The sequence below is a fragment of the Actinomadura pelletieri DSM 43383 genome (genome assembly GCF_003634705.1).
Taxonomy (GTDB): domain Bacteria; phylum Actinomycetota; class Actinomycetes; order Streptosporangiales; family Streptosporangiaceae; genus Spirillospora; species Spirillospora pelletieri.
In genome coordinates, this window is sequence record NZ_RBWU01000002.1 from 465,548 (window position 1) to 490,780 (window position 25,233).

Sequence of the window (25,233 nt, forward strand, 5' to 3'; positions counted from 1 at the left end):
GGGGCACGGGTGGCCAGAGCGAACACGGCCGATCCGGTCGGGCAGGCCCGGGAGGCGCTCGACAAGGCGCAGCAGGCCCGGGACCAGGCCGCGGCGAAGATGGACGAGTTCAAGACGCGGATCTTGGACGGTTCCGGGGGCGTCTCGGCGCGCGACTACGGCGACGCCGCACACGAACTGGAGCGTGCCGAACTGGTCGTTGAGGCCGCTGCCCGCGCTCTGCACGACGCCGAACGCGCCCGCCGCCGTGCCGAACTGGCCCGCTGGCGGGATGAGGAGTTCCTCGCCGCCGCCGGGACCGCACGCGCCGCTGAGGTCGCCGGGCTGGTCGAGCAGGTCCGCCGTTCGGCCGCCGCGCTGTTGGAGGCGTGTGCGCCTCGCAGCCGCGAAGCAATGATCAAACACTGTCGTTACCTGGTCGGGCAGGGCATCCAGGACGGGGATCCGACCAGCGACGACAACGCCGGTCTGTCGTGGCGCCGTAAGGAATGGGGCGGCGAGCGGTTCATGGTGAGCGTGGACGGCCGGGAGTATCAGGCGATCGCACCGGGCGAGCTCCTCGCCGCCGCACTGAACCTGGCGTGTGACGACTCCGGCACTGCGCCGCGCCTACTGGAACCCGCCGTTCACGTGCTCCGTGACGGGCATGTCAGGCGGGTCGTCGCCGACCCGGCCGCGTGGCTCGCCGCCAACTTCTGAGAGAGGACCCGTCATGGCCGATCCCACCGGCGATCCCGTACGTGATGCGTGGAAGCGGCTGCGAGCCCGCAACGCCATGCAGTTCATGGTTCCGCGTTCAGTGGACGAGCCGCCGCCGGTGGAGCGCCCGGACGGCACCGTGTACGACGGGACCGGGCAGAAGCCGACCGTCCGGGACGTCATCGACCAGGTCGACCGCTCGGCGTAGGCACCCGAGATGCGACGGACACGGCCGGGGGGTTTCTCGCTTTCACCCGGACGTGTCGCGGTCGCCGCAGGTGGGGACGGTCGGGCGCCGAAGTAGAGCCCGGTGCCCGACCGTCCCGCAGGAAGGGATGAGCCCGTGAGACCCAAGCCTGACGACTATCCCGCCGCGGTCGAGTGGCGGGAAGCGAACCAGGAGCTGGACGCGCTCTGCGAACTGATCCGCAAGACCGGCGACGTCGACCCCGACGACTACGCCGCGGCCCGCCGCCGAGTCGACGACGCAGCCGCCGCGATCACCATCCCCGCGCGGCTGATGACCTTCGACCCCGACGACTGGCCAGGCCGGACCGCCGACAACGTCGGGTTCACCCAGGACCCGCTACGCCGCCGCGAGCAGTTCCGGCAGGCACAAGACGAATGGGCCACCGACCGGGGCCTGTGGCGCGGCGACTTCGAGGAACTCCAACGCCGCCAGGCCGAACGGACGACCCGCCGCACCCGCAAGACGAAGGTGAAGTGATGCGCGTCCTCACCGCACCCAACACCCAAGACCCCAGAGACGGCGGGTTCGTGGCCACCCTGCCCGGTGAACTGCTGTACCGCCCGTTCGTGTGCGCCTCCGGGCAGGACGGCCGATGCGGCTGCGAACGGTCCCTCGCCGGGATGACCACACGGAAGGGCACCACCCTCGCCGAGGTCACCGACAAGGACATGACCCTCGCCGACTACATCGACGCGCACGCCTCGTTCCTCGTCGACGTGTGGGGCTGGGACCGCGCAGGCGCAGAGGACGAGGCCCGCGCTCTCGCTGACGTCGCCTCCGACTTCCCCGCCGGGACACTCGTGACCGTCCAACTCCAGGACGAGGCGCACGTGTTCGACGCACTGGAGGCGTGATGGCCCGCAAGATTCAGCGTGACCCGCGACCGCGGATCGAGTCCGGCAACTGGCGCACCGAGCCACGGCCGGTCGATTGGCCGGCCCGGGTCGAACACGTCCGTCGCCGTGACCAGTCCTGCCGATGGGTCGACGGCGACACCGTGTGCGGCAGCGTCGACCGGCTTGAGGTCCACCACCGCGGCGCACCCGGCGACCACCGGCTAGAGATGCTGGTACTGCTGTGCCACCGACACCATGCGAAGATCACCGGACAGCAGGCCGCAACCGCTCGCCGAGCCAACCGCAAGCCACGCAACCGGCCACCCGAACGGCACCCTGGCCTGCTATGACGCCCCGTCACGAGCACCCTGGGGGGCGACCCCTTGATCATCCGGACACGAGCCCGCAAGCGTATTGCGCCTGCCCCTCTGTACGGGTCTGGGCTAGTGGCCTGACCTGGGCTTGTACGGGTCACTACGCATCGTGAGCGCAACGTCTGTCCTCATCTTGCCAGGTCAATCCGCCTGTACCCGTTACACAGGGGGTAGGATGGGGGCATGGCGAACCCGAAGTGTGAGCACTGCGACGGACCGATGCCACTGTTGTCGCGTCCGTCGTTGGCGCGGTTCTGCTCGGGTCGTTGTCGGGTCGCTGCGCACCGGGCGCGGCGACGCATCCCCGCGGAGATGACCGGCCGTGACCGGTGGGTGCGGCGCACGGCCCGCAAGGTGCCTGTGACGGTCGACGGCCGCGCGGCGAGCTCGACGAACCCGGCGACGTGGGCGTCGTATCGGCAGGCTCTAGCGAGTGGAACGGGCGCCGGGCTGGGGTTCGTCCTGAACGGCGACGGGATTGTGTGCGTCGACCTGGACCACTGCCTTGAGGCCGGTGAAGTGGCGCCGTGGGCGCGGAGACTGCTCGACCGGTTCCCGGCGACGTACGTGGAGGTGTCCCCGTCGGGGGATGGCCTGCATGTGTTCGGGTTCGCCGACGTCGTACGGGGCCGTCACGTGCGTTTGGACGGTGGTAGGGCCGAGGTGTACGGGACGGGTCGGTTCATCTGTGTGACGGGGGACCGGTTCGAGGGCGCACCGGCCAGGTTGGCGGACATGACCGCCGCCGTCGCCGCCCTCTGCGCCGCCTAGCGTCGCCTGTGGTGGCGTAGACGTCACCGAATTCGTCAGGCCTGACCAGCTCTAGGACGCTGATCACGTCCCGATAGTGCCCGCCAGCACTCCCGAAGGGTGCTCGGCGTGGCGGTCGAAGTTGGCGCTGCATTCATCACTGTCCGGCCTTCGCTGGTCGGCTTCCATCGGGCCGTTGAACGTGACCTGCGGGGCATGGCACCGCGGTTGGTCCGGATCGGTGAGGAGTGGGGCCGGTCGCTGCAACGCGGCATCAACGCCGGGTTGGAACCGGTCCCGGTGCGGCTCGACACGGGCCAAACGGCGCGGCAACTGGTCACCCTGAACCGGTCGTTGGATCGGCTGGACGGCCGCGCGGTCAAGGTCGAGGTGAAGGTCGACGTCGCCGGTTCGATGGCGGAATTGGCGCAACTCGTCCAGGTCCTGGATCGGCTGGACGGCCGCCGGATCAACATCAACATCAACGCGGACGCTGCTGCGGCGTTGGCGTCGCTGCTGCTGGTCGACCGTGAACTGTCGCGGGTCGACGGGCAGCGGGCGCACGCCGGGGTTGATGTGGACGTGGGCGGGGCGTTGGCGTCGCTGTTCACGCTGCGGACGGCGATGCTCGCGGTGGGGACGCTGGGCGGTCCACAACTGGCGGCGGTCGGCGCCGGGATCGTCGGCCTCGCCGGGCCGCTCGCGGGCGCAGCCGCCGGGTTCGGGGGCCTGGCCGCCGTGGCGGTACCGGCGATCTCGCATGTGCGGGAGTCGCTGGAACAGGAAGCGCAGGCGTCCAAGGCGTCCGGGGCCGCGTCGCAGCAGGCGTCGCAGCAGGCGTTCGCGGCTGCGTCTGCGCGTCAGCAGCTCTCCGCCGCCGTGCGGAACGCGGCGTTCGCGCACCGGCAGGCCCTGGAACAGGTCCGCTCGGCGGAGCTTCAAGTCGCCGACGCGCAGCGGCAGGCGCAGCGGGCGCAGGACGACCTGAACCGGGCGCGTGGCGAGGCACGCAGACAGTTGCAGGACCTGGCGAACAACCTCGCTGATGCCCGCCTGGACGAGCGGCAGGCCGCGTTCGACGTCGCCGACGCCGAGAAGGAACTCGCGCGGCTTCGCGCCGATCCGAAGGCCACCAAAGACCAGCTCGCCCGGCAGCAACTCGCCGTCGACCGGGCCAAGCAGCAGCAGAAGGAGCAGCATCTCACCCTTGTCCGGTTGGTTCAGGACGAGAGAGCCGCGCGGAAGGCCGGCGTCGAAGGCTCAGACCAGGTCCGGGCCGCGCGGGACCGCCTTCACGAGGCGAACCGCAGGATCGGCGAGTCCGAACGTGCCCTGTCGAATGCGCGGGCGAATGTCGCGCGGGTCGACCAGCAGTCCGCCGACCAGATCGCGTCAGCTCGTCGGGCGTTGGCGCAGGCGTCGCAGCGGGCGTCCACGGCGACCGGTGGCCTGACCGGACAGTTGGTGAAGCTGACGCCGTTGGAGCGGCAACTCGCGGTCGCGTGGAAGGGCCTGACGGGCGCGTTCAACGAGTGGGCGCGGGCGTTGCAGCCTGCCGTGCTGCCGCTGCTGATCAAGGGTATTGGGCTCCTGCGCGGACTGCTGCCGACGCTGACACCGATCGTGTTGTCGGCTGCGAAGGCGGTTGATGGGCTCCTCGATAGCCTCGCCGCCGGACTCAAGTCACCGTTCTTCCAGCAGTTCGCCGCCGACCTTGCCCGGTGGGCGGGACCGGCGATCACGCTGTTCGGTCAGATCACCGGGAACCTGATCATCGCGGTTGCGGGCATCGCGCGTGCGTTCGCGCCGATCGGTTTCGCGTTCCTCAACCTGATCAACCGGATGACGGCCGCGTTCGCCTCGTTCGCGGTCGGGTTGACCAGCAACCCGGCGTTCCAACGGTTCTCGGCGGTGATGATCCAGGCCCTGGACAACATCGTCCGCGGCTGGTCGCAACTCGGTCCGCTGGTCGCGCCGATCCTCGGCGGGCTCCTAACGTTGTTGTTCAAGGTCGGAGTCGCGATCCAGGACACCTTCCGGCCGTTGTTCGCCGCGCTGCTCCCGGTCCTGGGCGTGGTGGTCGGGGCCGTGTCCCGGGTCGTGGTGGCGTTGGTGCCTGCGATCACCGCTATCGGCCGGTTCCTGGCCTCGCTGGTGTCGGGGCTGCTGCCGCTGGTCGGGCCCATCATCGACGCCGTTGGTACCGCGCTCGCCGAGCTTGCCGGGCAGCTCACGCAGGCGTTGCAGCAGGCGATGCCGTCGCTGCAGCAGCTGGTGATGGCGGTCGGGTCGCTGTTGCCCGCGCTCAAGCCGTTGATCCCGCTGATCCCGCAACTGTTGGGCGCGCTGCTGCCGCTGCTGCCGTTGGTGGCGCAACTGTCGGCGACCATGGCGACCTCTTTGGTCCCGGTGTTGCGGCTCATGGCGAACATCACCTCCAAGGTCATCGTGGCGGCGTTCAGCGCCTTGATCTTCGCGGTGAAAGGCGTCGTCGCCTATCTGAAGATCCTCGGCGGCGCGCTGAACCTGTACTTCAAGGCGTGGGGCGTGATCATCCAGGCCGCCGGTGCAGTTGCGTTGTGGTTGTGGGAACACGCGGTCAGGCCCGCGTTCAGGTTCATCGCCACCTTGGCCAAGTGGTTGTACTCGATCGTCGCGTTCGTGGTGATCGCGCCGCTGATCATCCAGTTCAAGGTCCTCGCCGCGATCGTGACGTGGCTGTGGAAGAACGTGTTCGGTCCCGGACTCCGCCGGATCGTGGCCGATTTCCGGGACATGTGGGCCAAGGCCAAACCCATCATCAACGCCCTGGGAACCGGGATCAGGTGGGTGTGGAGGACGTTCGTCCAACCCGCCTTCGACGCCATGGGATTGGCGGTCCGGAAGCTGTCCCCGCATTTCCGGAATGCCGTGGACGCGATCCGCCGCGAATGGGACAAGCTGCGCGCCGCCGCGAAAGGCCCCGTGTCGTTCGTGGTGAACACGATCTTCAACTCCGGGCTCGTGAAGATCTGGGATGCGGTCGCCAAGCTGGTCCCGGGGATGAAGCGGCTGGAACCGATCCGCGGGTTCGCCGCCGGTGGTGTCCTGCCCGGGTACGCGCCTGGCCGTGACCGGCTCCTCGCCGCAGTGTCGCCGGGCGAGTCGATCTTCCGGCCGGAGTTCACCAAAGCGGTCGGGGAGAAGTTCGTGACCGGCGCGAACGCCGCCGCCCGCTCCGGTGGCGTGTCCGGTGTTGTCCGTTACCTGGGCATGGCCGGTGACCCCGGTATGCCGCCCGGGTTCGCCGGGCACTTCAAGTTCGGCGGAATCGTCGGCGGGTTCCTCAAAGCGGCCAAGGGCTGGTTCGCCGGTGGGCTGGTGAAGGTCGCGACCAAGGCGTTCAACCCGCTGGTCGCGTCCGCGCAGAAAGCGATCGGCGGAACCGGGTTCGGTGACCTCGCCGTCAACGCCGTCCGCGGACTCACCGCCCGCATCCTCGGCTACTTCAAGCCGCTGGAGTCGAAGATCGGGGGCGGTTCCAACGCCGTGGTGCGAGCCGCGCGAACACAGCTCGGCGTGCCGTACGTGTGGGGCGGAACATCGTGGAACCACGGCCTGGACTGCTCCGGTCTCACCTCACAGGCGTGGCTGCGCGGGGCCCGCAAATGGATCGGGCGGACCACCTACGCGCAGTACCCGGCATCGCGGCATATCGAGGGGCCACGCCCGGCCGCTCTCGGGTTTCCGCACATGGGGCACGTGGTGTTGGCGTCCAAACCCGGGCACATCATCGAGGCCCCGTACACCGGCGCGCGGGTTCGTGAGGTTCCGATCAGCCGACACTACGAATGGCGGTGGCCGAACGCTGCCGCCGGGTTGAAGTTCGACACCGGCGGGTGGCTGCCCACCGGTACCTCGCTGGTCTACAACGGCACCGGCGCACCCGAACCAGTCTTGACGAACGCGCAACTCGCCGCACTCGGAAACGGGTCCTCGGGCGGGACAGTGACCGAGTACCACGCCCACCTGGACGGCATGACGAGGGCCGCGTACGAGCAGCAGGTACGGGCGGCGTTCACCGCGATGCAGGTTCAGGCCGCACAACGAGACAGGACGGGTCGGCGTCGATGAAGCGCCGGGCGACGTCCACGGGGTCAGGGTCGCCCGGTACGAACGTCCGCTTGACGCGCCCGAACGCGTGGCCACGCCACCAACCCGGGTGCCCGTCGACGGAGTAGAACGCGGCGACGACCGGGCCGCCGGTCTCGGCGATGATCCATATGCCGTTCTTGCCGTACAGCTCGTAGCGGCCGTCAGACATGGGGGCCGCCGTCCGGGTCGCCGCAGCGCCAGGCCCGGCCCGGTTCGGCCATGCGGGAGGCGAGTTCCTCGGCCGCCTCCCGCAGCGTCGCCGTGATCCTCGCGGCGGTGCACGCCCAGAACAGGTCTCGCCAGTCGGCGGCTGCAAGCCGTAGGTCGGGGTCGCGTTTGTGGACGGCGACCCAACTCCCGTCCTCCTCCAAGTAGAGGGTGAACTCGGGTATCTGACGTTCGGGCGCGTGGACGAGCCGCGGTTCCCGTGCCGGGGAAGTATTCACGCCGTCACCGTATGCTGCTATGTAAGGCCATGCATAGCCTTCTATGAGTTTGTGCAGGTGGGGATAGCCCTACGTTCCGGGTCATGGCCGATCCACCGCCGCCGTTCGACCCCGACCAGGACGGACCCACGTACACCTATGTGCGGGTCGCCGACCACATCGCCGCGCGTATCGCCGCTGGTGAGCTGCGACCGGGTGCGCGGCTGCCCGCGGAACGGGACCTCGCCACCGAGTACGGCGTCGCCTATCTCACGATCCGCCGGGCCGCGCAGGAACTCCGTGAGCGTGGCTTGGTCATGACGGTCGTCGGTCGTGGAACGTACATCGCCGAGAACGCCCTGGAGGCCCTCGCCGGCGACGACGGCCAGGACGACGCCGAGGAGTAGCGGCCTCACGCGCGTGTACGTGTGCGCGTGTACGTGCGTACGTGTCCGTGTGCACTCGCGCGTTGGGCCGCCCCCAGGCCGGACACATGCCAGAGCGGCGACGCTTAGCCCCGGCACGGGTTCGCGTCGCCGCTCTGGTCGCCCACGATGCCACACCCACCGCGACCGGAACCCTCTCAGCGGCCCGCACAGGCCCGTTCCAGCCCTCCCTAGACACGTGAGTCCAACCCCGCCCTACTGTGCAGTCACGCGGGCGCTGACGGTCGGGAAAGTGCACAATCCTCGCGCGTGCACACGCGTGGGCGCGTCTTGGGGGCCGCATCGGGGTCTCGCCGCCGAACTGTGCACTGTGCAGTGCACAGTTAGCCCAACCGGATTCCGGATGCGACCGGCCGCACTCTTGGGCCTTGACTGTGCGGACTTTCGGGCTACTCTCGCGCGCACGTGCGCGCGGCTGCGCGTTGGGACTCGACAACCGTGGCCTCTCGACTGTGCGGTCCGCACAGTGCGGACTATGCGGTCCCCCGGCCGACCAGGAATTCGGGCCTCCCCACACATGTGGAAGCCCCGCCCGGTCAGGCGACCGGGCAGGGCCTCTTAACACTCCGGCGCTCAGGTCGGGTAAGTGAGGATCACCTCATCCGAGCCGTGTCGCCAGACCTGCAGCCGGTAGTCCTCCGGGCGCGGCGACTTGGTGTCCCAGTCCCGGTGGATCACCTCGCCGAAGAATGTGGCGATGTCGTCCGGGTTGCTCGTGTCGAGGCTTGTCGAGATCCGCTCACCTACGGCGACGCCGTTCTTGCGGTAGAGCTGGAAGTCGACCAGTTCTCGTTTGGCCATGCCTTGCCTCTCTTTCGTGGTTGGTTGTGTCAGGTTCCGCTGAGGGCCTCGTGGACCTGGACGGCGCGCGGGTACCCGACCTTGCACTGTCGGCGGATCGCCCGGATGGAGGGGACGCGACCGGCCGCGAGGTCATCGGCGAACCGTTCCCGAGCGGTCGCGACCGCCGCCGCCACCTCGGGATCGGTGGTCACGGCCTCACGCTCCGTCGACTCGGACTGTCGCAGATCTGCGACAGTCGTCGGCTCGGTGCCGTCGAACCAGCGATCGAGCGCGGTACCGGTCGCGACCGGGTCGGCGGGTGCCGGGGGAGCGGTCGCGAGGTCGTCCCACAGTTCGATCCCGACCGGCCGGTCATCCGACCACGGCTCGTCGAGATCGCTGAAAGCCATGTCGTCCTTAACATCGCTTTCAGCCCCGCGACCGCGTTTGATCTCACCGATCACCAAATGGAAGCAACCGGCCGCGACCACCGCGGGCCACCCCGCGACCACCGACCCCGCCCAGCCATGCTCGATCCCGTGCGCCACGTTCCCGGCGAGCGTCGCGCCGATCCCCGCGAGCAGCATCAGCCACGCCAGGACCGGCGGTCGCGACCGGTGCCGCGCCGCGTTCACGATCACGAGACTGGTCGCGAGGATCAGCCCGTCGACCGTGACCGGCAGGACTACAGCGGTCGCGCCGCTCTCGCCCTTGGAGTCGGCGAGGTCGTACAGATGCTTGTAGGACACACCGATCGCGATCAGGGTCACGACGCCGAGCGAGACCACCAGGCCCGCCCGGATCACCCGATCCCCGTTCACGACCGGGCCGCCTTCACCGCGTCCAGGATCCCGTTTGCGAACGATTCCGCCTCGCCGAGCGTCATGGTCCGGCTCTGGGTGTTCCCCTCCGTGTCGACGTACCAGAGCAGCAGACGCGGTTCGGTTTCCCGGTACCCCTGCTGCACACTGATGTCGAGCCGGATCGGCACTCCGTAGGCTTCGCGGGTCTGCGGGTGCTCGACGTACCGCGCTTCCTCCAGCGACAGTGTGACCGTCCCGGACGTGCCCTCATGCACACGATCCTCGACGGGGTCGACGTCAAGGTGCTCCACCACGCACCAGGCCGGGCACGGCTCGGTCAGCCAGAACGGGCGCTCGTCGTTGATCGTCATCGCTTGCTCCCCTCGCCGATCGTGCGCGCGAACTTCACCGCGTTGTCGAGCGCATCGGCGAACCGGTCGTGACCGACCGCACGCAGACCCGACGCGACCGCCGCAGCGTCACCGACCTTGAGGAACACCCGCGTGGACCGCTCAAGGTCGCTGGGGGAGACGTCGAGGATCACCCGCGGTTCCCGGTCCCGGTTGTCGTAGGCGCCCGCGCACCCACCGAGGTACCACGGCTGCGCGGGGTCGGCCTTCCACTGCCCCACGGCCACCTCCACAAGGTCGCCGCTCGACTCCCGCAGCGCCGACGCGATGTAGCGGCCATGGGCATCACCGAGCGCACCCGGCGCCAACGGGCCGCACGGACCGCCGCACCACTCGAACCGGTCACACCCGCCCGGCACATCGAGGTTGGCGAACTCCCAGGAGACGTCGCCCTGCGTGGACCGGGTGAACCGGTCAAGCGGAGTCGCGGTCATGACCGGTCCTCCCCCACGCCGGGCCGGTAGTCCAGGGACACGGCCTCCGCCCACGTGGCGCCCGCCGCGCAACGCCGCCGGGCCTCCTTGTTGGTGACGTAGCCGATCGGCGGGTGTTCGGCGAGCTTCTCCTCCAAGGTCTGTGCGGCGTCGTGGACGTCCGGGCACGCCGAACCGAGCAGCGTCTCCAGCGTGAACTGCAGGTGCGCGACCCGGGACAGCAGGATCCGGGTACGGGTCTGGTCGTGCGCGGCGGTCGCCGCGTGCGGGATGACGATCGCGTTGAGGACCGCGAGGACCAGCTCGTTGGTTTCGTGGCTGAGTTCGGTCACGCCGGGGCCTCCGCCCTGACGGCGACCGCGTCGGCGATCTCGTCCAGGTCGACCTCGGACTTTATCCAGGCGTCGTACTGCTCACGCGTCCAGGCCGGTGCCGAGGCGACCTCCGCCCGCTTGATCGCGGCGACCAACGGGTCACCGTCCGTCCGCGTGCACTCGGACGCGGGGGGCAGCTGCTCGGGACGCTGGTAGGCCATGCCGGAGATCGCCACCCCGGCGAACTCGCCGCCCTGCATGATGTTGCTGACGTTCATCGTGACCGACTCGGAACCGCCGATCAGGCCGTGCGCGACCAGGACACCAATCAGGTCCTCGCGCAGATCGTTCCGCTGGTCTCGGGTGAGTCCGTTCGTGGTGTTGCTCGTCTCGGCCATCAGGCCGTTCGTGGGAAGATCTCCCATGGGTCGGAAGCTCCGTTTCCGATCAAGGGTCCGGCCGGTGCTTTGATCACCGCGTCCGGGCCCGCCTTATGTTTGGGATGGCTGCGGGCGTTCGAGATGGATCACGAACGCTGCGCCTTGATCGGGGGAGCGCGGGCGGGCGCGTCCGACACGCCTCTTTTACACCCGGAATATGGCTTAGGACAGCCAATGATATTCAGCGTCACCCAACGGTTGTGGGGTGCCGAAATACAGGTCAGGGCAACCTTGGCCAACGACGGCCAACGACGGCCAACAGCAGCGTTGGAAGGACGCGGGTTCGATTCCCGCCACCTCCACTCGGACCTGGGGCCAGCGTGGTCAGCGACTTCGTCGCTTTCCCCGCCGGCCCTTCGTCATTTCATCCGGGGGGCGCCCCCCGGACCCCCGATGCGGGGGCTCCGCCCCCACACCCCCAGCCGGTGCGGGTTGTCGGTTGGGTACCTGCAGTGCCCACCGCGGCCTTGGACGTCAGCGACTTCGTCGCTTTCCGCATTGGACATGCCCATCCGGGGCGACCCTGGCCCCCCGATGTGGGAACTCGGCCCCCACGCCCCCTGCCGGTGCGGGTTGTCGGTTGGGTACCTGCAGTGCCCACCGCGGCACAGAGCGTCAGCGACTCCTACGCCGGTCGACCCCTGGGGAAGGACTGGCGCCCTGTCTCCCTCGTCGTGAGGGTGGCGGGGCACCGGTGCATCGCAGGGTTCAGCCTACGCCTAGCCCGGACGGTCCGCAGGGAGAACCTCGACGCCGATCGCGAGGACGCCAAGCCCCTCCCTTTCCGGCTGGTGGATGCCGCGGATCACGCGGAGGAGTTCCGTTCGGAGGCCCGCGACTCGACGTATTGACGCTGTGCCTCCGCAGCCGCTGCCACACACTCGGCGGGATCGAGACCCAGGTCCGATGCCCAGCGCACGCCAGAGAGGATCAGGTTGCCGAGTTCCCGGCCGAGATCCGCCCGGTCTCCGCCGCCTTCAAGCTCGTCGCGGGCGACGCGGGCAATGTCACCGGTGACGGTGCACGCCGCAACGGCAACGTGCGGCAACTCCATGGAGGGCTGATCGGCCCAGATTCGCCGACCCAACGTCAGCAGGTCTGAGATGCGCGGGTCTTCCAACGATGCTCCTTGTTGATCAGATCGATCAGATCAGCTATGTCGGGATTGCGGCTATGACGCCGGAGGCGGCCCGAGGTGGCCAGAAGGCGCTCTGAGACCAGGCGCGACGAGCCGACCTCGCTCAGCCGCAATGCCGTGGAGGTTGCCTCCACGGCCGGGCGCAGCTCGTGCGCGTTCAAGTACGCGTCGGCCAGCGAGAGGTGATCGAGGATCGTGTTTCGGGAGAAGCCGCCCCCTCTGAGCTCCAGAGCTCGGGTCAGCCGTGAGATCGCCTCGGGAGCGGCACTGGCCTTGAGAACGGACAAGGTCGCGAATCCCGCACCGGTCAGGCTGAACAGTTCAGACTCCTGTCCGTGCCGCGACTCCCATCTCGCTGCGCCTTGAAGCGGTGAGGGCGCGGAGAACGCGTCCTCCGCTTCGCCGACCAGTCGTCTCACTCGCGAGGCATCACCCCTCATTGCGTGCGCCCAGGCCGCCAGGGCGTGTTGGTTGCTGACCTGGCGGGGCGTAAAGCGGCCGATGGCGGCGGCGGCCTGCAGATGCGCGAGGATCTGGTCCGCATCTGCACGCTCCACCTGATGACCCGCCATACGGACGACCAGGTGACCCGCGAGGTTCCGATCGCCCGCCGCCATTGCGGCTTGGACGGCCACGACGTAGTGCTGGCCAGCCACGTCGTGGAGCCCGAGGTCGCGGCATGTGTAGGCGGCTACACCGGAGACATCGGAGATGACGCCGAGCAGATCCCGGCGCATGACGTCGTTCCGCGCGTGCGGCAGCAGGCTGCTGCTGCGTTTGAGGAGCCTGGCGACGCCATGCTGAACCTCAACGGACGCACCATGCTCATAGAGCCAGTCTCGATGCAGGTCAACGAGCCGACGTAACTCGGCCACGACTGCGGCATTTGGGCACTCATCAGGGTCGAGGGTGACGACGGGTAGGCCAACGATCGCGGCGCCCGCCGTAACGGCACTACTCAGCAACAGGTCCCGCCGGTCTGTATCGCCACGCACCTTGTCCCCCGAGGGCGGCACCGGTTGCGTGCGAGTGCGGTGCTCACCAGGCGCCGCCGCCTCCGCGAACAGTTCGGCCTCGGTCCTGCCGAGGGCCCGGGCGTAGAGACGGCGGTATCGGGGGCCAGGTGTCGAGCGGCCCGCCTCCCACTGCTTGATCATGTCGGTGAGGCTTGGGACATGCGCGATCAAACGCCGCTCGTCGTCGGTCGCAGCCGCGCGCAGTAACCGCGCCAGGTCGCCGCGCGACCAGTACGGATCTTCTTCGCGGGCCGCCCGTAGGCGCGCGCCGATGATCTTTTTCTCGGCGGACATGTTGCGATGCACCTCTCGCCTGGAGCGACTCCCCATCGCTCCCTTTCTTCTCTCAGAGTCTCCCCTGGATGTGTGGCGCCCGCCACAGATTCACTAAGGGTGACCGCTTAAACGTGCATCGTAAGGGTGATCTCGATGACCTCGACCCCAACAAGCGCAGCCGACGCTCAAGCCCGGCTCAAGGCGGAGTTTCCCGGCTGGTCCATCATTCACTCCGACCGTGGCCGGTGGTGGGCGACCCGCGGGCCACTCCTTCGGGAGGACCTCAATCGAGAGGCGAGCGTCGACGCGGACACCCCCGAGCAGCTTGCCGAGCAGATCCGGGCGGTGACCCGGTGATCGGTGGTCGGCTGTCCGACGACACGGCCCGCATTGACCCCGTACCGATCCGTGTCGCCGAGGCCCGTCGTATCCAGGCCCGATACGGCGCCAGGACGGTGTGGTTCGGGTACTTCACCCGCGAATGGTGGGCCCTCGTCGACGACGCCCGCCTCGTCGAGGGCGCGACGCCCGACCGGCTCGGCGAAGCCATCATGGCGGCGAGGCGGAGAGCATCATGACCCGCGATTCCGGCTATGAGGTCGATGGCGAGGACGGGACGTACGTCATCACCGACCCCGACGTCGGCCGGACCGTGGGCGTCTACTACCGGCTCGACGACGAGCCGGGATGGTGGCGCGGCACCGTCCACGGCCGAGTTCGACGTCTGTTCCTGCCCGCCGTCGAACCGCTGGAGGTCGCCACGCGGTTCCTGTTCTCCTGATTCCCGCGGCCCTGGTGGCAAGGCGGCGGCCGGGGTTGCGGGTAAAAGGTGGCGTGCCCGGCAAATGTCCCGAGGTACGGGCACGCCACCCCGTTCCAAACCGTGCCAGTCGCGGACGTACTGTCCCCCCACAGCTCACCCTGCGACCGGCACGCCCAGGGCACCATCTAGAACCCTTGACGCTGTCGTTCCGCCTCGAACCAGCGGGCCGCAGCGTCGAGTGTCTCTGCGGCCGGTTGTCCGGCTAGGTGCTGAACGTACTCCGCCTCAAGTGCCTTGTCGTTGACGCTCGAAGGTGGGGACGGTAGTTCGGCGACCGGCCTCCAACGGAACGTCCATGCTGGAAACGCCTTCGGGAGACTCCTCGGGTAACTGATCCCGCCGCCATAGTCGGCGGCGAGCGCTCGCTGATGCCCGCACCGGTTTCGGACCCACCGCAGTCCCCGCACCGTCTTTCCGTCCGTATCGGCATTGCGTGCCTGCCTGAATGCTCCGAGGTTCGCGACTCTGGCCTCGAAGCCGTCGTCGACGGTCACCGTCCACCACAATGCTTCGGTTAACGGGACGAACACCTTTACCGCCAGCGCATTCCGTATGGTCGACGCGGCGAGGAACCGGTCACGCGCGGCCCCGAACCCGTCGAGTGCGGCGGCAAGCATGAAATCCGCGTCATGCGGTGAGGCGGTGGTCATACTCGGATGGTGCCAGATGGCTATCGGGTGGCGCCGCCGTTCGTGGCGGCACCGACGCGGGCCCCGATTCTGGGTTCCGGCCCGCGTATGCGCTGGCGATCAACTGCGGACCGGAACCCGACTTGTGACTCTCGGAACTACGCGATCAAGTACAGGCAGCTTGATCGTGTCCTGCCTGGGAGGACGACGATGAGCAGCGGCTTGCTTGAGGGTGGGTATCACCTGAGTGCGAGCATGATCCCGATGGACGTTCAGCAGTAACGGCCCATCGCGGGCCGGCTCACCGCGGTGCCGTGATGTCTGGAGAGAGTTGAGGTCTGCCGCTGGATGCTCAGATGGTCATGGCTCACAACGACATGTCGGCGCTGTTCGACTTCTCTACCTCCAGGTGGGTTGTGGGACTTAAGAATCACTTTCAAGACGGCCGACCTGCCGAACTTCAGTAACCGAGATGCCTGGAAATTGCGGCGTGGGCTGAGCATCCGTCGGTGAGGGGTTCTCGCATAGGAGCGGGGGTCTGAAGTCGGATCTGTTCTGTTCAACGTCTTTCAGTGCTCTGACCTGCACTTTGAGGTTCGGGTGGAGGTCTGTCAAGTCCACTGACGGTTACGGTCTTGCTGTCCCCGTGGGGTGGGGGCTGTTGGCTTTGTGAGTGAAGGGGTTGTGGTGGGGGTGGGCGTGGGTTAGCTTTGAAGCTGGCAAGGAGCTTGGGATCGTGCCTGAGCCACCGCCGAGTCTCTTGAGGCATGGAGCGTCGGAAAGCACCTTCGCCACCGCCTTTCTCCGGTTAAACACTCTGGCGTCGGCGTGCCCTGATGAGGGCACGTCGGCTGAGGGGATCTCATGACGATTTACTCGCAGCACCCCAACCGTGGAAAAGTGCAGGTTCTGGCGACCTATCGGGGGCAGGCCGGTGTCACTTCGTCGACCGTGACGAGCCTCGCCGACGCGGCTCTCGCGGCGCCGATCGTCGATGCGCTCAACCGAGTTTCCGCGCTCGTCACCGTTCCCGTAAGCGTCCATGACAAGCGCGATGGCCGTTTTCGGCGCTACCCCGGCGGTCATATCGCAGCCCTGACAGACCGCAACGCTCGTCCCGGGCTGCTCGAGGGCGTGCACAGCCTGTGGTACGAACTCGTCAAGCTGCTTCTGTGGCAGGCGCTGACGGACCTGGATACCGCGATGGCGGCAGTGCCCGGTCCGGTCCGTACAGCGATCGAGGCGGAGTTGGCGGCCGAAGCCCGCGAGTTGAGATACGCGCTGGCCGAATTCTCTGAGGGGATCGAAGCGCCGGAGACGGATGAACGACGGTACTGGGATTTCGATTCTCCCTTCGTGACCTTCGAAGGCGACGTTCCAGAGCTAGGTCAGTGGACCCGAGAGTCTTTGAACCGTTTGGAGACCGGGATCACCCAGGAGCAGCGCGAGGAAGCGGTGGCCGACCTGAGAGTGCTCGCCGACGCCTTCGCGCGGTACCGAGGTGGTACGGCCGAGTTCGAGGCGGCAAATCTTGCGATCCTCGATGAGCCGGACGGCCCTGAGGGGTACTACCTGGCAATCGACGCATCGCAGCTTCATCGTCCCCGCCAAGACGCGTGGACTGTCGAAGTCTGCCTCTGGGTACCCGACGATCCAGAGGAAGAAGAGCCGACCAGTGCGACCGGAGAGCCCATCGTGAGATGCGTCCTCGCGACCCGGCCGGCCGCCTCCGAGATCGCCGAACTGTTGGACCTCAGCGCCGAGAAGCCCGAAAGACTCGCGGCGTGGGCTGACACACCCGTCGGTGAGGTGCTCGCCGGTACGAGCTTCGTGGTCACGGAGCGGCCCGAAGTGTGACCCGTCGCAAGTGACGAGCCTGCAAAGCGGGATCGAGTAGGTCCTGATAGGTGTGGAGCCGCTGGTCAGGGGCTCTGGTCAGGGGCTCTGGCCAGCGGCTTTGGTTAGGGGAGGGGGGTGGTCCAGGCGTTGTAGGCGTAGACCCAGTCGGCGTCGGCGGTGGATTTCAGCCAGGTGTTGCCGCGTGAGCCTAGTTGGACTCGGCTGGTTCGGGGGAGGCGGGCGGCCTCGTAGGTTTTGAGGGCCTGTTCGATGTCGTGGGGGTGGGCGGCGAATGCGCGGGCCAGGACGACGCCGTCTTCGATGGCCATTGCGGCGCCTTGGGCCATGAACGGCATCATCGGGTGGGCCGCGTCACCGAGGAGGGTGGCTCGGCCTTCCGACCAGCGGGGCAGCGGGTCGCGTACGTAGAGGGCGGATTTGAGGACTGTGTCGCAGGCGTCGAGTAGGGCGCGGGCCTCCGGGTGGAATTCTTTGTAGATCGTTCGTAGTTCTTCGACGTCGCCCGGTGCGGTCCATGATTCTTCCGTCCAGCTTTCTTGGGGTGTCGTTGCGAAGATGAAGGTGTCCTTTCCTTGGTTGAGGGGGAAGGTCACGATTTGTGTTGACGGGTCCGGGCCCCACCACTTGGTGAAGGCGCCGAGGTTCGGGACGTCGAGTTTTTCGGTGGGGACGACGGCGCGGTAGGCCACGACTCCGGTGAATTCGGGGTTCTCCTTGCCGAAGAGTGCGGTGCGGACGCTGGAGTGGATTCCGTCCGCGCCGATCGTGGCGTCGACGTTGGTTTCCGTGTGCTCGAAGGTCAGTTGGGTGGCTTCGCGGAGTTTTGTCAGGCGGTGGCCGTGGTGGATCACGTGCGGGGGGAGTGTCTGTTCGAGGGCGGAGAGTAGGTCGGCGCGGTGGATGGTCAGTTGGGGGGCGCCGTATTTCCGTTCGGCCGTGTCGCCCATCTCCAGCCGTGAGGTCTCCTCGCCGGTGTCCCAGGTGCGGCTGATGCGGTGTGTGGGGCGTGCGGCGGTCTCGCGGACGGCGTCGCCGACGCCCAGTCCGTCGAGGGCGCGGACGGCGTTGGGGGTGAGGTTGATGTCCGCCCCCACCTGGCCGAACTCGGGGGCCTGCTCGAACACCGTGATCTCGTGGCCCAGGTCCCGCAGGGCGATGGCGGCCGCGAGGCCGCCGATGCCGCCGCCGACGATGCCGATGTGCTGGCTCAACTGTTCGCTCCTCGGTTCAGTCCGCCCAGGCGATCGGGCCGGACATGCCCATGTAGATGCTCTTCTGCCGCTGGTAGGCGCGGATCGCGCCGAGGCCCTTCTCCCGCGACGAGCCGCTGTCCTTCACGCCGCCGAACGGGGTGGCGATGGACAGTTGCTTGTAGGTGTTGATCCAGACCGTCCCGGCCTCGATCGCGCGCGCCAGCCGCCAGGCCCGTGGGAAGTCCCGGGTCCAGATGCCGCAGGCCAGGCCGTATGCGGTGTTGTTGGCCGCGGCGATCAGGTCTTCCTCGTCGCGGAAGGGCATGGCGACCAGGACCGGGCCGAAGATCTCCTCGCGTACCGCGCGTGCGTCGGGAGCGAGGCCCTCGATGACCGTCGGGCGCAGGTAGTTGCCCGTTTTGAGGGACGGGTCGGACGGACGTGTCCCGCCTGCCCGGATGGTGCCGCCCGCGGTGATGGCGTCGGTGATATGGGACTCGACGGTGTCTCGATGTGATGCGGTGATGAGCGGGCCCAGTTGGGTGTTCTCGGCGCGGGGGTGGCCTACGCGCAACCGGTCGGCTTTTTGTGAGATGCGTGAGACCACTTCGTCGTACACGGTTTCGTGGACGAACAGGCGCGAGCCCGCGATGCAGGACTGTCCTTGTGAGCTGAAGATGCCGAACAGGACGCCGTTCACTGCGGTGTCCAGATCGGCGTCGGGTAGGACGATCGTGGGAGACTTGCCGCCCAGTTCAAGTGAGGTTGTCTTTAGGCGAGTGGCTGCTGTTGCTGCCAGTGTCCGGCCGGTCTTCGTGCCGCCGGTGAAGGAGATGTGTCCCACGCCCGGGTGTTCCACGAGGGCTTGGCCGACCGTGTTGCCGGGGCCGGGGAGGACGCTCACCAGTCCTTCGGGCACGCCGGCTTCGAGGAGCAGGGCCCCGAGTTCGAGCGCGAGGAGCGGTGTCCACAGGGCGGGCTTGACCACGACGGCGTTGCCTGCGGCCAAGGCGGGGGCGATTTTCTGTGCTTCGGACGCGATCGGGCTGTTCCAGGGGGTGATCGCACCGACCACGCCGATCGGCTCGTGCACCGAGAAGGCGAGGTGGTCGCCCCGGGACGGCGGGATCGCCCCCTCCTGGGATTCCAGGACGGCGGCCACGTAACGGAACGTCCCGGCGGCGCTGGCGACGAGGAGACGGGTCTCGGTGAGGGGCTTTCCGTTGTCGCGGCTTTGTAGCGTCGCGAGGTATTCGGTTCGTTCTTCGATCAGGTCCGCGGTGCGGGTCAGGTAGCGGGCCCGTTGGTGGGGCAGGAGGTTCCGCCAGGCGCGTGCCGAACGGGCCTGGTCGCCGCGGCGTACGGCGGTGTCGACGTCGGTGGCGTCTGCTGCGGGCAGGACGGCGATGGCTGTTCCGTCGGCGGGATCGTGGGAGATCAGTTCGGCGCCGTGGCCTTCGACCCACTCACCTCCGACGAGGATGTGGCCCGGTGGGGCGAGGGATCCGGTGGAAAACTGGTCGGTCACGACGGGTCTCCAGGGACGTGCACGGGCGGGGTGAAGGGGTTCGGCATGGGCGGGTACGACGTGAGGTCGATCTCGACCAGCACCGGGCCTCGGTGCCCTACGGCCTGTTCCAGTGCGGGTGCGACGGAACCGGGGTCGGCGACGCGGAGGTGGGGGAGGCCCAGGCCCGCGCACACCGTGTTGTAGTCGGGGGTCGTGAGGTCGACGCCGGCGTGTGGGCGGCGCATCGCGTCCTGCATGTTGCGCAGGACGCCGTAGCCGCGGTCGTTGAAGACCAGCAGGACGAGCCAGGGCGCCTCCTGCACCAGCGTCATCAGCTCGCCGAAGTGGACCGCGAGCCCGCCGTCGCCGACGATACCGACGGTGGGGAGGTCCGGGCGGGCGAGGGCGGCGCCGATCGCCATGCCGAGGCCCTGTCCGATTCCGCCGCCCCGGGGGAAGATGTTGGTGCGCGGGTCGTGGATTTCCAGGAGGCGGTTGCCCCACGAGCTCGACGCGATCGTGACGTCGCGTGCGATCACGGCGTTCCGGGGCAGTGTCTTGCGCAGTGCGTCGGGGAAGAGGGTGTGGTCGCCGAGGGCGGTCCGGTGGTTCTCGCGCACGGCGGCCCTTGTTTCGCGTACGCGTTTCGTCCAGGAGGGGTGTGACTCGGTGTCCAGCCGGGTGAGTAGGGCGTCCAGGAAGGCGGTGGCGTCGGCGGTGAGGCCCAGGGTGACGGGGTAGACCCGGCCGATGGCCGCCGGGTCTAGGTCCACCTGCACGTGCTGGGCCGGGACGGGCAGGGTGTAGGTGGCCGTCTCGTTGGAGCGGAAGTGCGTGCCGATGCTCAGCAGCAGGTCCGCTTCGGCCAGCAGGGCCCGACCCGCGGGGGCGGTGGCGTAGTTTCCGATGCAGAGTTCGTGGTCTTCCGGCACCGCGCCGCGTCCGGAGTTGCTGGTGAACAGGGCCGCCCCGAGCGTTTCTGTGAGGCGTCGTAGTTGGTCGCCGGCTCGGGCGGCCCCGCCGCCGGCCCAGATCGCGGGACGCTTTGCCCTGGTCAGGAGGTTGGCGATCTCCGTGATGGTGCTTGGATCGGGTGCTTCTGACTCGCGGGTGTGGGGTGGTGGGGGGAGTGGGCCGGGCTCGGCGTACTGGAGGTCGATCGGCCATTCGATGCTCACCGGTCCGCCGGGAGCCGTGAGGGCGGTTCGCGCGGCGTGCTGGAGGATCTCGCCGGCGGTCGTCGCGCTGTCGATCGTGGCCGCGGCCTTGGAGACCGCGGCCAGCATTCCCGGCTGGTCCTTGGTCTCGTGGATGAATCCGCGTCCCGAACCGAGGTAGGGCGTGTCGATCTGGCCGGTCACGTGCAGCACCGAGGTGCCGGAGCTGAGCGACTCGACCAGTGAACCGGCCGCGTTGCCCGCGCCCGTCCCGGTGCTGGTGAGCGCGCAGCCGAGTCCGGCGCGGGCGCGGGCGTACCCGTCGGCCGCGTTGACCGCGGTCGCCTCGTGCCGCACAGGGACGAACCGCAGCTCCCGGTCGACGGCGTCGACCAGCGGCAGATTGTGCACGCTCACCAAGCCGAAGACCGTGTCGACGTCGAATCGTCGCAGCACGTCGACCAGCAGGTCGCCGCCGTTCCTCGGGGTCATGGGGTCTCTCCTGTCGGGGGTCGCATCAGTACAGGCCGCGGGCGACGCCTCCGCAGACGTCGAGCGCGGCGCCGGTGACATAGGACGAGCGCGGTGACAGCAGGAAGCCGATGGCCGAGGCCACCTCGTCGGCGGTGCCGAAGCGGCCGAGCGCGATGCCCCGGTCGCGGGCCAGTCGGCGCTCCCACGACTCGTACGTCTCGTCCGTGCCGAGCGCGTCATGGCGGCGGCGCCACTGCCCGGTGTCGACCAGGCCCAGGCAGACCGAGTTGACGCGGACGCCGCGCGCGGCGTACTCGATCGCCATCGACTTGGTCAGGTTGAGCAGGCCGGCGCGGGCCGCCGAGGTCGTGACGAGTCGCGGCTCCGGCTGCTTGGCCAGGACCGCGTTGACGTTGACGACCGCGGCGACCGGCGACCTCTCCAACCAGGGCAGCGCGTTCCCGAGGACGTTCAGAACGCTGCCGAACTTCAGGTCGAACTCGTCGTGGAAGTCGTCGAGGCCGACGTCGTCGAGCCCGGCCATGCGTGACTGGCCGGCGTTGTTGACCACACCGTCGAGCCCACCGAAGACGTCCACGGCCTCTCCCACCATCGCCTCCACGGCCTCGGGGTCGCGGACGTCGCACGTGACGGCGAGGATCCGTCCCGCGGGGCCGTCCAGGCGTTCCACGGCCGAGTGGAGTTCGCGGGTCCGGCGTCCGCAGGTGACGACCCGGGCGCCCTCGGCGAGGAGGAGGGCGACGGTCGCGAACCCGACCCCCGAGCTGCCGCCCGTCACGAGGTAGGTACGGTCACGCAACAGCAGGTCCATGGGACGGGTCAGTCCCGCGAGACGCCGTGCATGGCGGACGTCTCGGGATATGTCGGCACCTGCGGCTTCCGCGTGCCGATGATCACGCAGAAGAGGGCGTCGGTGCCACCGTTGTTCTTCAGACTGCGCGGCGTGCCCGCCGGGACCACGATCATGTCGCGGTAGCCGAGCGTGCGCTTCTCCACCTGACCGTCCCGGTGGATGCCCACCTCGATCTCGCCCTCGAGGACGAAGAAGGCCTCCTCGGCGTCGTGGTGGGTGTGCTCCGGGCCCTCCGCGCCCGGCGGCAGCAGCATGTTGGAGAAGGTGAAGCCCCGCGAGGGGATCGTGCGCCGGTCTCCCTCATGGTCGCCGGTGGCGCCGGAACCGACGTAGCGGATCTGCGCGCGGCGGAACTGGTCGCCGGCCTTGGCCTGGAAGCCGAGGGTGTCCCAGTCCTCCTGGCGTGTGGCCCTGGTGAGGATGAGGGAGTCGGTGAAGGCGGCGAGGTCGGAGTCCTCGTAGCGCAGGGTCATGACGCTTCCTTTCGTTCGGTGGTGACGTCCGGGGTTCCACGGCCGAGCCGGTCGGCCATCCCGGTGAAGGCGAGCAGCCAGGCGTTGACGATCGCGGGTTGCTCCTGGTTGGCGAGATGACCGGCGCCGGGCACCGTCACCAGCGCGGCGCCGGGAATACCGGCCGCGATCTCGCGGGCCCGTTCGGGTCCGGTGACGGTGTCCTCGGCACCCGCCAGGACGAGGGTCGGCGCCGAGATACGGGCCAGGTCGCGGCGCAGGTCCGCCGATGCCATCGCCTCGGCGGCGGCGGTGTAACCCGGGAGGCGCACCGCTTCCGCCATGGTGGTGACGACGGTCTCGACCAGTTCGCGGTCGGCGTTCGGCGACAGGAGCCGGGGGCCGCGCTCGCGCGCGAACTCCGCGGGACCGAGGCGGGCCAGGCGGGTCGGACGCTCCCGCATCCGTGCGGTCCGTTCGGGGTCGGTACCGGAGCCGAGGCTGGCGCCGATGACGATGAGGCCGCGTACCAGGTCGGGTCTGGTCGCCGCCATGCGCAGGGCGATGACGCCTCCCCACGACACGCCGACCAGGTGGGCCGGGTCCGGGCCGAGTTCGGCGCGCAGCAGGTCGGCGGCCTCGTCGACGTACCCGTCGAGGCCGGGGGGACGTGTGGGGTCCGGTGATCCGGCGTAGCCCGGCGCGTCCCACGCGACCATGGTCAGGGCGTCGCCGAGAGCGTCCAGTTGCGGCGCGAAGGAGGCGGCCGACGATCCGATCCCGTGCAGCAGGAGGGCTCCCGGGCCGCGACCGGAGCGGCGGAACGACACGGTCATCTCAGATCACCCCGCTGGGCCGTCCGACGAGCGCGGCGAGCGAGCGCAGGACGGCGTAGGGCACCACGCCGCTCGTGCGCGGGTTCTCCGGGGACGGAACGTTCTGGATCTCGAAGCGGTAGACGCCGCCGGGCCCTCCGGCCTCGATGACATGCCGGGTCAGCGAGGCCGCGGGATCGGCCACCAGCCGTACCTCGACCAGGTCGAGGTCGCCCACCGCCCAGCCGACCGTCGCGGCGAGGTTGAGCGAGCGGGGGAACAGGCGTGCCGCCTCGCGGGCGCCGCCGGCGAACACCTCGAGGGGCCGGTCGGTTCCGTGGAGGCGGGCGGCGGACGGCTCGTCCATCCATGGCTGGACGAGCGTGGCGGGCAGTTTGGCGGTGGTCACCGCGACGCGGGTCAGCGGTGCCTGGGCGGCGGCCGCGGCGAGGATGTCCAGGCCACCGGCCGCCCCGGAGGTGAGCAGGAGGCGACCGGGCCCGGCGGCCGCGACGGCGTCCGCCACCTCCGGATCGCAGAGCGCGCCGACCGAGGTGACGAGCAGGTCCACCCCGTGGTCGAGGATGTCGGCCGCGCTCCGCGCCACGACCGCCTGCCCGGCGCACTCGACGACCACGTCGGCGCGGTCGAGCGCCGTGGCCAGGTCGACCTGCGGAACTCCGGCTTCCGGAAACGAGCGGCCGTCGACCACCGCGACGGGCTCGGCGCCGGGAAGACGTCCCTCGCGCAGGGCCGCGAGCACGGCGCTTCCGATGGCGCCCCCGCCGATCACCGCGACCCGCGCGGGGGCGTCGTGCCGGGTGGTGCTCACGGCGCGGTCACCCGCTCCGGCGCGTCGGCGAACGCGCCACGGTCCTCGATGCCCGCCATGTGCGCGCGGACCTCCCGCGACGGCGGGCCCGCCGTCCCCCACAGGTCGGCCAGCTCGGGCACGCGCCGCCAGACGCGGCACAGCCACTGGTCCTCGACGACCTGCGCGACGTCGGAGGTGTACTCGCACACCAGCCCGGCAGGGTCGGCGAAGTAGGAGAAGGTGTTGTTACCGGGACCGTGCCGTCCCGGCCCCCACAGCGGCGTGATGCCGTGGTGCTTGAGCGAGCCGATGCCGCGCATGAAGTGGTCCATCGACGCCATCTCGTAGGCGACATGGTTGACCGAGGTCCAGGCCGCCTGGTTGAAGGCGATGCTGTGGTGGTCGCTGTTGCAGCGCAGGAATGCCATCTGGTGCTCCGACCAGTCGGAGACCCGCATCCCGAGCACCTCGGTGTAGAAGGCGACGGCGGCGTCGATGTCGACGGTGTTGAGCACCACGTGCGTGACGCCCACCGGCACCGCCCGGTCACGGCTCATCGGGGTGACGGCGTGGACGTCGCAGCTGAGTTCGACGCGGCGGCCCTCGGGGTCCACCAACTGGAGTCCGTAGCCGCCGCCCGCGTCGTCGAGCGGGCCGGGTTCGCGCAGCAGCGGCACGCCGCGTGCGCGAAGACGGCGCGCGGCTTCGTCGATCTCGGCGGCGGTGCGGACCGCGAAGCTGATCCGGCCGAGCGCGTTGCGCTCCGAGCGGGAGAGCTGGAGTACGTGGTGGTCGGGGCCGGTGCCGCGCAGCCACACGTCGTCGGTGTCGTGTTCGACGACCGAGAGCCCCCAGACCTCGCTGTAGAAGTCCGTGCAGGCGTGCACGTCCGGCACGCTCAGCTGCACCGAGCGCAGCGAGTGGAGTCGTACGACGGGCTGGTCCATGTCACCTCCGGTTGCCTTAGGGCTGAATCATTAAGCACTAAGACATATTGGGTCAAGTCCTCTGGAGGGCGACGTCGGAGTTCGGACGTGGTCTGGTGGGCTTGTCCTGGCCCGTCTGGGACGGTGTTGTGGGCGGCGCTGTCGTGCGCTCGTCGTG

30 protein-coding genes are annotated in these 25,233 nt (G+C 69.0%); 11 read left to right on the plus strand and 19 right to left on the minus strand.

Annotation, left to right across the window (positions count from 1 at the left end; translation table 11 throughout):
• Positions 1-9: 9 nt before the first annotated feature.
• The 6 genes from BZB76_RS08900 (at position 10) to BZB76_RS35780 (ending at position 7,022) form a co-directional block, all read left to right on the plus strand.
• The gene (locus BZB76_RS08900) at positions 10-699 is read left to right on the plus strand and encodes a hypothetical protein (protein WP_121433815.1); all 690 of its coding nucleotides are present in this window, start codon (positions 10-12) and stop codon (positions 697-699) included.
• Positions 700-712: 13 nt separating this feature from the next.
• Positions 713-907 carry a hypothetical protein gene (locus BZB76_RS08905; RefSeq protein ID WP_121433816.1) on the plus strand — a complete coding sequence of 65 codons (195 nt, stop codon included), beginning with the start codon at positions 713-715 and terminating at the stop codon, positions 905-907.
• Between the two features lie 135 nt (positions 908-1,042).
• The gene (locus BZB76_RS08910; protein ID WP_121433817.1) at positions 1,043-1,426 is read left to right on the plus strand and encodes a hypothetical protein; all 384 of its coding nucleotides are present in this window, start codon (positions 1,043-1,045) and stop codon (positions 1,424-1,426) included.
• Positions 1,426-1,803, plus strand: coding sequence for a DUF7715 family protein (locus tag BZB76_RS08915; RefSeq protein WP_121433818.1), 378 nt, complete (start codon positions 1,426-1,428; stop codon positions 1,801-1,803). The genes BZB76_RS08910 and BZB76_RS08915 overlap by 1 nt, the downstream gene beginning before the upstream one ends.
• Positions 1,804-2,471: 668 nt before the next feature.
• Positions 2,472-2,930, plus strand: coding sequence for a bifunctional DNA primase/polymerase (locus tag BZB76_RS08925; RefSeq protein ID WP_211342912.1), 459 nt, complete (start codon positions 2,472-2,474; stop codon positions 2,928-2,930).
• Between the two features lie 195 nt (positions 2,931-3,125).
• Positions 3,126-7,022, plus strand: a complete 3,897-nt coding sequence (locus BZB76_RS35780; RefSeq protein WP_121433821.1) for an NlpC/P60 family protein — start codon at positions 3,126-3,128, stop codon at positions 7,020-7,022.
• Here the strand turns inward: BZB76_RS35780 and BZB76_RS08935 are convergent.
• On the minus strand, positions 6,967-7,212 hold the full coding sequence (locus BZB76_RS08935) for a hypothetical protein (protein ID WP_121433822.1): 246 nt from the start codon (positions 7,210-7,212) through the stop codon (positions 6,967-6,969). The genes BZB76_RS35780 and BZB76_RS08935 overlap by 56 nt on opposite strands.
• Positions 7,205-7,489, minus strand: a complete 285-nt coding sequence (locus BZB76_RS08940; protein ID WP_121433823.1) for a hypothetical protein — start codon at positions 7,487-7,489, stop codon at positions 7,205-7,207. The genes BZB76_RS08935 and BZB76_RS08940 overlap by 8 nt, the downstream gene beginning before the upstream one ends.
• An 83-nt stretch (positions 7,490-7,572) precedes the next feature.
• On the opposite strand from BZB76_RS08940, the gene BZB76_RS08945 reads away from it, so the two are divergent.
• The gene (locus tag BZB76_RS08945; RefSeq protein WP_121433824.1) at positions 7,573-7,875 is read left to right on the plus strand and encodes a GntR family transcriptional regulator; all 303 of its coding nucleotides are present in this window, start codon (positions 7,573-7,575) and stop codon (positions 7,873-7,875) included.
• A gap of 612 nt (positions 7,876-8,487) precedes the next feature.
• Here BZB76_RS08945 and BZB76_RS08950 read toward each other — a convergent pair.
• The 8 genes from BZB76_RS08950 to BZB76_RS34180 form a co-directional block, all read right to left on the minus strand.
• Complete coding sequence (locus BZB76_RS08950; protein ID WP_121433825.1) at positions 8,488-8,715, minus strand: hypothetical protein; 228 nt, start codon at positions 8,713-8,715, stop codon at positions 8,488-8,490.
• 29 nt (positions 8,716-8,744) lie between these two features.
• On the minus strand, positions 8,745-9,518 hold the full coding sequence (locus BZB76_RS08955; RefSeq protein ID WP_170180553.1) for a DUF2637 domain-containing protein: 774 nt from the start codon (positions 9,516-9,518) through the stop codon (positions 8,745-8,747).
• Positions 9,515-9,871 (minus strand): DUF6907 domain-containing protein, encoded by a 357-nt coding sequence (locus BZB76_RS08960; protein ID WP_121433827.1) that lies wholly within the window; start codon positions 9,869-9,871, stop codon positions 9,515-9,517. The genes BZB76_RS08955 and BZB76_RS08960 overlap by 4 nt, the downstream gene beginning before the upstream one ends.
• A complete protein-coding gene (locus BZB76_RS08965; protein ID WP_121433828.1) occupies positions 9,868-10,344 on the minus strand; it encodes a hypothetical protein in 477 nt (158 codons plus the stop codon). The genes BZB76_RS08960 and BZB76_RS08965 overlap by 4 nt, the downstream gene beginning before the upstream one ends.
• Positions 10,341-10,676, minus strand: coding sequence for a hypothetical protein (locus BZB76_RS08970; protein ID WP_121433829.1), 336 nt, complete (start codon positions 10,674-10,676; stop codon positions 10,341-10,343). The genes BZB76_RS08965 and BZB76_RS08970 overlap by 4 nt, the downstream gene beginning before the upstream one ends.
• Positions 10,673-11,083, minus strand: a complete 411-nt coding sequence (locus BZB76_RS08975) for a hypothetical protein (RefSeq protein ID WP_121433830.1) — start codon at positions 11,081-11,083, stop codon at positions 10,673-10,675. The genes BZB76_RS08970 and BZB76_RS08975 overlap by 4 nt, the downstream gene beginning before the upstream one ends.
• Before the next feature lie 820 nt (positions 11,084-11,903).
• Positions 11,904-12,218, minus strand: coding sequence for a hypothetical protein (locus BZB76_RS34175; RefSeq protein ID WP_147449379.1), 315 nt, complete (start codon positions 12,216-12,218; stop codon positions 11,904-11,906).
• Positions 12,188-13,546, minus strand: coding sequence for an NsdA family TPR-like regulatory protein (locus tag BZB76_RS34180; protein ID WP_147449380.1), 1,359 nt, complete (start codon positions 13,544-13,546; stop codon positions 12,188-12,190). Before BZB76_RS34180 ends, BZB76_RS34175 begins: the two co-directional genes overlap by 31 nt.
• A gap of 135 nt (positions 13,547-13,681) precedes the next feature.
• On the opposite strand from BZB76_RS34180, the gene BZB76_RS08995 reads away from it, so the two are divergent.
• The 3 genes from BZB76_RS08995 to BZB76_RS09005 are packed head-to-tail and all read left to right on the plus strand — an operon-like array spanning position 13,682 to position 14,309.
• On the plus strand, positions 13,682-13,885 hold the full coding sequence (locus BZB76_RS08995) for a hypothetical protein (RefSeq protein ID WP_121434581.1): 204 nt from the start codon (positions 13,682-13,684) through the stop codon (positions 13,883-13,885).
• Positions 13,882-14,106, plus strand: a complete 225-nt coding sequence (locus BZB76_RS09000) for a hypothetical protein (RefSeq protein WP_121433834.1) — start codon at positions 13,882-13,884, stop codon at positions 14,104-14,106. Before BZB76_RS08995 ends, BZB76_RS09000 begins: the two co-directional genes overlap by 4 nt.
• Entirely contained in the window at positions 14,103-14,309 is a 207-nt protein-coding gene (locus tag BZB76_RS09005) for a hypothetical protein (protein ID WP_121433835.1), read from the plus strand. The genes BZB76_RS09000 and BZB76_RS09005 overlap by 4 nt, the downstream gene beginning before the upstream one ends.
• 167 nt (positions 14,310-14,476) lie before the next feature.
• Here the strand turns inward: BZB76_RS09005 and BZB76_RS34185 are convergent, their stop codons facing one another.
• Positions 14,477-15,001 carry a hypothetical protein gene (locus tag BZB76_RS34185; RefSeq protein WP_147449381.1) on the minus strand — a complete coding sequence of 175 codons (525 nt, stop codon included), beginning with the start codon at positions 14,999-15,001 and terminating at the stop codon, positions 14,477-14,479.
• Positions 15,002-15,844: 843 nt separating this feature from the next.
• Between BZB76_RS34185 and BZB76_RS09010 the strand changes: the two genes are divergently transcribed.
• Positions 15,845-16,837 (plus strand): hypothetical protein, encoded by a 993-nt coding sequence (locus BZB76_RS09010; RefSeq protein WP_121433836.1) that lies wholly within the window; start codon positions 15,845-15,847, stop codon positions 16,835-16,837.
• 104 nt (positions 16,838-16,941) lie between these two features.
• Here BZB76_RS09010 and BZB76_RS09015 read toward each other — a convergent pair whose 3' ends face one another.
• Genes BZB76_RS09015 through BZB76_RS09050 form a run of 8 tightly spaced genes read right to left on the minus strand, consistent with a single transcriptional unit; the run spans position 16,942 to position 25,076 of the window.
• Positions 16,942-18,051, minus strand: a complete 1,110-nt coding sequence (locus BZB76_RS09015; RefSeq protein ID WP_121433837.1) for an FAD-dependent monooxygenase — start codon at positions 18,049-18,051, stop codon at positions 16,942-16,944.
• Between the two features lie 16 nt (positions 18,052-18,067).
• On the minus strand, positions 18,068-19,561 hold the full coding sequence (locus tag BZB76_RS09020; protein WP_121433838.1) for an aldehyde dehydrogenase: 1,494 nt from the start codon (positions 19,559-19,561) through the stop codon (positions 18,068-18,070).
• Positions 19,558-21,192, minus strand: coding sequence for a thiamine pyrophosphate-binding protein (locus BZB76_RS09025; RefSeq protein ID WP_121433839.1), 1,635 nt, complete (start codon positions 21,190-21,192; stop codon positions 19,558-19,560). Before BZB76_RS09025 ends, BZB76_RS09020 begins: the two co-directional genes overlap by 4 nt.
• Positions 21,193-21,217: 25 nt before the next feature.
• Positions 21,218-22,006, minus strand: coding sequence for an SDR family oxidoreductase (locus tag BZB76_RS09030; protein WP_121433840.1), 789 nt, complete (start codon positions 22,004-22,006; stop codon positions 21,218-21,220).
• An 8-nt stretch (positions 22,007-22,014) separates the two neighbouring features.
• Positions 22,015-22,521 (minus strand): cupin domain-containing protein, encoded by a 507-nt coding sequence (locus tag BZB76_RS09035; RefSeq protein WP_121433841.1) that lies wholly within the window; start codon positions 22,519-22,521, stop codon positions 22,015-22,017.
• Complete coding sequence (locus tag BZB76_RS09040; protein ID WP_121433842.1) at positions 22,518-23,336, minus strand: alpha/beta fold hydrolase; 819 nt, start codon at positions 23,334-23,336, stop codon at positions 22,518-22,520. Before BZB76_RS09040 ends, BZB76_RS09035 begins: the two co-directional genes overlap by 4 nt.
• Position 23,337: 1 nt before the next feature.
• A complete protein-coding gene (locus BZB76_RS09045; protein WP_121433843.1) occupies positions 23,338-24,147 on the minus strand; it encodes an aspartate dehydrogenase domain-containing protein in 810 nt (269 codons plus the stop codon).
• Positions 24,144-25,076 carry a VOC family protein gene (locus BZB76_RS09050; protein WP_121433844.1) on the minus strand — a complete coding sequence of 311 codons (933 nt, stop codon included), beginning with the start codon at positions 25,074-25,076 and terminating at the stop codon, positions 24,144-24,146. The genes BZB76_RS09045 and BZB76_RS09050 overlap by 4 nt, the downstream gene beginning before the upstream one ends.
• Positions 25,077-25,233 lie beyond the last annotated feature (157 nt).